The organism is Sinorhizobium terangae (assembly GCF_009601505.1).
Lineage (GTDB): Bacteria > Pseudomonadota > Alphaproteobacteria > Rhizobiales > Rhizobiaceae > Sinorhizobium > Sinorhizobium terangae.
In genome coordinates, this window is sequence record NZ_WITC01000122.1 from 1 (window position 1) to 4,998 (window position 4,998).

General features: G+C 60.5%; 7 protein-coding genes. All 7 read left to right on the top strand.

The annotated features are described in order from the left end of the window. On the top strand, positions 1-274 hold a 274-nt coding region (locus GHK62_RS29105), incomplete at its 5' end, for a PfkB family carbohydrate kinase (protein WP_234887093.1). Between the two features lie 93 nt (positions 275-367). Further along, a complete protein-coding gene (locus GHK62_RS29110) occupies positions 368-1,063 on the top strand; it encodes a 2-phosphosulfolactate phosphatase (protein ID WP_167528392.1) in 696 nt (231 codons plus the stop codon). A gap of 528 nt (positions 1,064-1,591) precedes the next feature. Continuing rightward, complete coding sequence (locus GHK62_RS29115; protein WP_153442426.1) at positions 1,592-2,011, top strand: hypothetical protein; 420 nt, start codon at positions 1,592-1,594, stop codon at positions 2,009-2,011. Between the two features lie 61 nt (positions 2,012-2,072). Beyond that, a complete protein-coding gene (locus GHK62_RS29120; protein WP_153442427.1) occupies positions 2,073-2,426 on the top strand; it encodes a transposase in 354 nt (117 codons plus the stop codon). 203 nt (positions 2,427-2,629) lie between these two features. Further along, on the top strand, positions 2,630-2,977 hold the full coding sequence (gene tnpA / locus GHK62_RS29125) for an IS66-like element accessory protein TnpA (RefSeq protein ID WP_327791134.1): 348 nt from the start codon (positions 2,630-2,632) through the stop codon (positions 2,975-2,977). Further along, positions 2,961-3,314 carry an IS66 family insertion sequence element accessory protein TnpB gene (gene tnpB / locus GHK62_RS29130; RefSeq protein ID WP_153438048.1) on the top strand — a complete coding sequence of 118 codons (354 nt, stop codon included), beginning with the start codon at positions 2,961-2,963 and terminating at the stop codon, positions 3,312-3,314. Before tnpA ends, tnpB begins: the two co-directional genes overlap by 17 nt. A gap of 44 nt (positions 3,315-3,358) precedes the next feature. Further along, positions 3,359-4,951 carry an IS66 family transposase gene (gene tnpC / locus GHK62_RS29135; RefSeq protein WP_153438046.1) on the top strand — a complete coding sequence of 531 codons (1,593 nt, stop codon included), beginning with the start codon at positions 3,359-3,361 and terminating at the stop codon, positions 4,949-4,951. Positions 4,952-4,998 lie beyond the last annotated feature (47 nt).

The window sequence follows — 4,998 nt, forward strand, 5'->3', positions numbered from 1 at the left end:
CTGGCGAGTTGAAGGCGTCGACTGCTCCCAGGTGCGGCAGACGGCCGAGACGCCTACGATGGCCGGGATCATCATTCGGGACGCCATGGGCGAGAACCGCATCATTACTGATCCTGGCGCTAACGCCCGGCTCACCACGACGGATGTGGAAATTTTCGCGGCCACTTGGAAGAGCCCCGCCATCCTGCTCACGCAGCTTGAGATTCCCGTCGAGACGGCGGCCCGCGCGATTGCCATCGGCAAAGCCCGGGGGTTGATGACCATTCAGAATTGATGACAAACCGGACCACTTGCGCATGAAGATTAAGGTTGCTTTCCTTCCCGCCAGCCCTCTGGCTGTTGGCGGAGACGTCTGCATTATTGTGGTGTGATCCGCGCGACGACGGCTATTGTCGCACTTTTCGACGCTGGCAGCGATCGCGTGTTCGTAGGTGGATTTCGCACGGATGTCGCCAAATCGCGCGCCGCCGTGGGCGAGAATGGCGTTATCTGCTCGGAGCTGGATGATGGATCAACGCCCCTCGGATTCGATCATGAGCCCTCGCCGTCCCTCCTGTCCCGACTCGATCTGTCGGGCCGCTTTTCGATGCTGGCGACGACGAATGGCACGCCAGCCATTCTCGCGGCGGTTCGCGAAGGCGCAGCCCTAATACTGCTTGGTTCATTGCGAAACCTGGATGTGGTTGCCCGCCGCGCGCTCGCGGAAGCGTCATCCGCGCAATGCAGACATCACGATCACTGCTCCGGCCAACTGCGTAATTCCCGCATTGCGATTGAGGATAGCTACTGGGCCGGAATGATAGTTTCGAGGATTTGTGAGCTTGCTGGTCATGGCGCTGTCGAACTCGATGACTCTGCGTCGCTCGCTCGCGGCTTCTCAATTTCAGATAAGAGCGCCGTGCCGGTGTTGCTGGGCTCGATGACCGGACGACGCTTCATTGGCAACTATCGACAGCACGACGTGGAGTTCTGCGCCCGCGTTAAACGTATCGACCATCGTTCCGGTCGTCACCGCGGGGCACGATATTCACCATCATCCGGTTTATCTTCTCGATGCCAGTAGCGCAGATGCCATCAGATTGGTCAGTGGCCGACCTGGCATCCTGGCCACAGCGAATAGATTCTACCAGTTGGGCAGGCCATGGGCCAGACCATTCCCCGAGTCAGGATTGGGCGAGCACCAAGGCCACCTACCGATTTTTCTCCAACGGTAGGTCAATGAGCACGCAGGCCTGAAAGGCCACTCCTATGCGACCCGCGATCGCGTAGCGGACGCCGAGAGGCCGATCCTGGTTCTGTAGGCCACGACGAAGTTTACATTTTAGCGGGATCGCATCACCAAGGTCATCAACAGCGGCAAAGACAAAACGGGCCGGCCGCGCCTACACACCGTGTGCGGATTGCTGATGCATTTGAGCCCGGCGATAACGACGCAAGGTGTTCCCCCGGGCTGACGGTGGTGAAGTTCTGGACCAGCGACAAGTTCAGGGCCACGGCCGCACTCAAGCGCTTGGTGGCTGGAAAACCATCGCCAATCCGACGCCCTGATCGGCGAGCTCGGGCGCTGTGCCTATCGGCCATCGAGAAGGCGATGTTTACGAGCTTTTACTGCCTTGCCTCGGAGCTGAGGGCGAGCTTCCTGGTGCGCATCCAGACCGATCGTCTCGGGGGCACCGGCGACCACACGGTCGCGGCAGTGATGGCCAACGAGCCGCCCTGCGCTGCTCATGTGGTCGAAATTTGGAACGACAAAGACGTCGTCGTCACCGTTACATTGGGCGTCAAGTTCCGAGCTACCCACGTCCGATGCTGGCTCGGGTGGATGGGGAGGAAACGCCGTCCCGAGACCCGCGAACCGACGATTACGCGATTACGGCCGACTACGGCGGCTCGAACGGCGGTCCGCCGCTCAGGCGGTGGGCGCAAGGCGGTGAGCCAGATCGATCCCGACCTCATCGTGCAGTTGCCCCCGTGGCTCGATCAAAATCCCCAGGTTGGAGTGCGCCCCTGAAGGTGGACAGATCGGACTGAGGAATTGACCAGCTTGTCGGGTTTTCGAAGAGTGAGAACCCATGGCAAGGCACCGCAACCACAGCATCAAGTTCAAGCGCCAGATCGTGCAGGAGTATTTCTCCGGCGAGTCGCTTCATGGCCCGGCGAAGCGTTACGACATCGCGCGCAACCTGATCCGCGTCTGGATCCACAAATATGAGGAAGACGCCTTCGACGACGATATTGAGGCCGTAGATCTGATTCAGGAATACGAGGTCCGGATCGCCGCCCTTGAGCGGCTCGTCGGCAAGCAGGCTCTCGAGCTGGAGTTCCTAAAGGGGGGTCTGAAAAACGCACAGCGGCCGAAAACGCGACTACATCCGTCATCGCCGGCCCCGCGGCCGGCCTTTCCATTGCCGAAGGATGCCGGCTGATGGGGATCGCGCGCTCGACTTACTATGACGTAAGCGCGGAATTCCCCGCACCTGTTCATAGACGTGGCAGTGAGGGATTCTGTGTCCACAACGGAGACTGTGGACACATGACATTGGATGGCGCGGGAAGATCAGGGCCGCTTCGAGTGGTTCGGGTTCTTGGCAACGGTAAGCGACGATTTGATCCGGTTGAGAAGGAGCGCTTGGTTGATGCGGCCCTTGAGCCGGGAGTATCGATTGCAGGGCTTGCGCTTTCGCACGGAGTCAACGCCAATCAGTTGCGCAACTGGGTGGCGCTCCGCCGACGCCGGCAAGCGACCGAGACGGAATTGACGGTTATGTCGAACAGCGCGCCGCCGGCCTTCGTTCCGGTGGTTGCGGCAGTGCCGACTGTGCGGCCGCCGGCCCCGTCGGCTCGGCCGACATCGCCACGGCTGCGGTTAAAGGCGTCGCTCCCGAACGGTGTGCGGCTTGAGCTGGAAGATGCGGATGCTGAGGTTTTGTCGGCGATGATCGAAGCGTTGGGGCGTTGCGATGTTCCGGCTGGCTGATGATCTGCGCGTCTATCTTCACCGGGAGCCGATCGACTTTCGTGCGGGGATCAACAGCCTTGCGATCCTGGTGGAGCAGTCAATGGGCCTCAACCCGTTCGAGCGCGCGGTGTTCGCCTTCTGCAATCGTCGCAGAACCCGGATGAAATTGCTGTTCTTCGATCGGTCTGGCTTTGTGCTCATGTTGAAGGCGCTGACGGAAGACAAGTTCCGCTGGCCTTTACGGCAGGAGACGGTGGTGCCGCTCGATGCCGAGCAACTGCACTGGTTGCTCGACGGCATTGATCTCGACGCGATGGTGCGCCATCCGGTGCGGCAATATGAATTTGTCGGCTGAACTTTGCCGTTGACGTAAGGGAACGGCTCAGATTCAAGACTATAATGACTCGAAGCGGCACCCCTGATGTTGCGGAATTGATGGCGCTTTTGGCGGCGAATGCTGCCGAAATCGCCGCGCTGAAGGCCGAGAAGGATATCCTTGCGCAGCGCGTCTTCAAGCTTGAAGAAGAACTGGCGCTGGCGCAGTTGCATCGTTTTGCGCCTCGCAGCGAAAAGCACATGGATCGCATCTTCAACGAGGCCGAGCAGGCTGCCCTTGAGGGGGACGAGGACAGCGAAGACGCCGATGATGCCGTCGCTCTACCGGACACGGGATTGGCGGAGATCGAAAAGCCGGAGGGCAAGAAACCCGGCCGCAGGCCATTGCCGGCGAACCTGCCGCGCCAGCGCGTCGAATATGACCTTGCCGACGACCAGAAGGTCTGTCCGTGCTGCAGCCACCCGATGCATCGCATGGGCGAGCTCGTTACCGAGCAGCTTCACATCGAGGTGAAGGCCACGGTTCTGCAGAATGCGCGAGCCAAATATGCGTGCCGTAACTGTGACCGCACCGGGATCAGCACGCCTGTTATCATCGCGCCGATGCCGAAGCAGCCCCTTCCGGGTAGCATCGCCACGGCCTCAACGCTGGCCTTCGCGCTCGTTCATAAATATGTCGACGGCACGCCGCTCTATCGTTTGGCGCAGGCCTTCGAGCGCGCCGGGGTTCCTGTCAGCCGCGGCGCTTTGGGCCACTGGGTGATCGGTTCGAGCGAAAAACACCTGTCTCGTATCTATGACAGGCTGAAGCTGCGGCTTCGATCGCAGACCGTCATTCATGGCGACGAGACCACAGTCCAGGTGCTGAAGGAAGCGGGCAAGGAAGCGACCAGCACGTCGTATATGTGGGCCTTTCGCAGCGGCGAGGACAGTAAACAGCCGATCGTGCTGTTCGATTATCAGCCCGGCCGCGGACAAGAGCATCCGCAGGCCTTCCTTGGCGACTACCGCGGCATCCTGATGAGTGACGGTTATCAGGCCTGGCGCACGTTGAAAGGCGCCACGCATGTCGGGTGCATGGCCCATGCCAGGCGGAAGTTTGTCGATGCTCTCAAGGCGCGCAAGAAACCCGGCGGGCCGCCGGCGCAGGCCATCAAGTTCTTCGACCAGCTCTACCGGATCGAAAGGCAGGTGCGGGACGAGAGGCCGGATGACGGTGAACCACAGGCCGACTACATGCGCCGCTTTCGCCAGAAACACAGCGTCCCGGTCCTGAACGCACTCAAGGCGTGGCTCGACGCGATCGCTCCAAAGGTCGTGCCCGACACCAAGCTTGGCGATGCCGTCTCCTATACGCGCAATCAATGGGAATATCTGACCCGCTATACCGACGACGGTAGGATGCCGATTGATAACAATTTACTCGAGCGCGACATTAGAATTTTTGCCACCGGCCGAAAATCGTGGTTGTTCAGCGACACCGTCGATGGAGCCAAGGCCAGCGCCGTCACCTATAGCCTGATGTTGACCTGTCGCGCCTGTGGCGTCGAACCATTCGCGTGGTTGCGCCACGTCCTAACCGAACTGCCGCAGCGTCCCGACAACGCCGACATCGATGACCTGCTACCATTCAACTTCAAAAGGCAGCCTGCCTGACCGCCGGCTCAAGCCCACTTATAACGCGCAGCGAAATGCGCGCTTAC